Source organism: Prosthecobacter sp. (assembly GCF_020439865.1).
Classification (GTDB): Bacteria; Verrucomicrobiota; Verrucomicrobiia; order Verrucomicrobiales; family Verrucomicrobiaceae; genus Prosthecobacter.
On the sequence record NZ_JAGRPF010000035.1, the window covers coordinates 1 to 2365 of the forward strand.

Here is a 2365-nt window from a genome sequence, read left to right on the forward strand (position 1 = left end):
CCGGTCAAACCAGCGCGCGTTGGTGGATTGCGTGCTCGACTCGTAGACGACCGCCGCCTTCACGCCGCCAAACTCACGTTCAGCGGGTTACTTCTCTCCGCCTAGCGTGAGATCGAGCAGTTTGATGAAGTTGTTCGAGGTCGAGTTTTTGCCGCGCGGCGCGGCGATGATGTAGTTCGCGTGTTTGGCCCGCGTGAGAGCGACGTAAAACTTGCACAGCTCTTCGTAAGCCGCCTCGGCTTCGCGTTCGGCGCGGTAGGCGGCGAGCACTTCATCCGCCTGCACGAGATTCGATGGTGGCAGATCGAACACCCATTCCACGTGCCGCTCATGGTCGCGTTTCACGCCGATGCCACGACGCACCTCCGTGAGCTTGGTGCCACCGACATCGGGAAGGATGACGCAGTCAAAGGTGAGCCCCTTTGACTTGTGAACGGTCATGACCTGCACCGCGTTGTGCGTGTCCGGCTCACGCACGGTATAGCTCCTGGCATAGGCGAGAAACTCGTCGGCGTCGCGGCTGCCGCCTTGATCAAACAATCGTGCGGCCAGCGCCACATCCTCGGCACGCCGCCGGCTGAAGGCATCGATGGCGATCCCGGTCTTTTCGAGTTCCAGCAGCCAGTGGCGCAGCACGGCCTCAAACCCTTCGTCAAAGATCTGTCTCAGCACCTCGCTGGCGAGATGGCCGGGCATTCGATCCACCAGCACCTCACGGAACGGTGTCATTTGCAAATGTTCCCACGCCATCGTGTCACCGGGATGTGCGGCCACCTGGATGATGCTCAGCAGTGCGAGAGTGAGCGGGTTGTCCGTGGCGATGGCGATTTCTGATTCGCACATCACTGGAATGCGCGACTTCGAATGCGCGCGGATGTAGTCCACAAGCTCACGCCCCTTCCGGTTGCTCTGAACAAGGATGGCACAGCTCAACCCGCGACTGACCGGCGCGATATGCTCCAGAATTCCGAGCGTGAGCGCGAAGATGTCTTCGTCACCTGGCTTTTCCTGATTCGATGAAAGAGGATTCAACAGCATCGCATGGCCAGCCATCGTATCGTTAACGCCTGCGACTTGATGCGGCTGCCAGGGCCAGCGATCGATGGTTTCCACAGGCAGTTGCAGCTCACTCAACGCAGTCCTGTCACCGAACACGCGGTTCACCATGTCGATGACATCGTGCCCTGATCGCCAGGACACATTCAGCGGCCGCTTCTGGATGCGCTTTTCGCTTTCGGAGCTGTAACGCAGGTAAATGTCGTCAAACAACCGCGTGTCACCCCCGCGCCAGGCATAGATGGCCTGCTTCACATCGCCGACCTGGAAGAGCGTGCGTTCATCGCTGGTGTCCTGCACGGCCTCGTCGATGAGGTTTTCAATCACCGACCACTGGATGTGGTTGGTGTCCTGAAACTCGTCGAGAAGCCAGTGGTCATAGCGTGCATCGAGCCGGTAGTCGATGCGCAGCCTCTCCTGTTCACCCGGAACTTGGGAAAGCATCGGCTTCGGCAGTCCGGCGGCGAATTCATGTCCGGCGAGAATCAGCTCCATGTCCTGAAACGTCAGCCGTCCCCGCCGCCGCACCTGACGGGCCCAGGTCTGTTCATACTGGTTCAAAACAGCCCACACCCCGTGCGTGCGTTCCAACCTCACACGAAGTTCGCTCCCGACGATGAACGTGATGATCGCCTTGAAGGCATCGCAGGTCCGGCCTTCAAGCGTCTGCTTTTGCCTGTTAACTGTCAGCGTGCACTTCTTCGCTTCGATCTCATCCCACTGTGCCAGGGCCTTCTTGACGAAAAACTCGATCCGGTTCGTGAGCTTGCCGCCGGGATGATAGTCGCCGAGTTCGTCGCTGAACTGAGTCCAGAACTCCCATGCTTTGTCATGCGCGTCCTCGGCCTCCAGACGTTGCATCAGGCGCCCGGTTTCCGCCTTCAAGTCCACCTTGGTGTCGAGCCAGTGACAGCCTTGCGGCCAGACCGCACGCGCATTGCCCCACAGTTCACCACTGGCGGCATGCAGCAGGACTTCGTGCTGATTTTCGATGAACTGGTCGAGCACGTCGCGAATGCGTGACTCCTCCTTGCCGAAGGTGGCGCGACGAAACGCCTCGAGAAACTCCTGCTGCGCAGCGAGGCTCTCGCCACGCGATTTCAAGCCGGGCAGCGTGCGCTGAAAGACGAGCCGATACACACGCTCGCGCTCCACCCCGCTCAGATGCTCGTTCAAGATTTCAAAGTCGCCCGCGAGCCCGAATTCGGCCGGGAAACTGCGCAATACGGACGAGAAGAAACTGTCGAGCGTGCCGAGAAACAAACGCGGCATGCGGGCGATGAACACACGCAACAACCGCCGGTAGTCC

At 59.9% G+C, this 2365-nt stretch carries 1 protein-coding gene; it reads right to left on the reverse strand.

The annotated features are described in order from the left end of the window. Window positions 1-87: 87 nt before the first annotated feature. A partial coding sequence (locus KDL09_RS03465; protein WP_294381345.1) for a UvrD-helicase domain-containing protein occupies window positions 88-2365 on the reverse strand: 2278 nt, incomplete at its 5' end.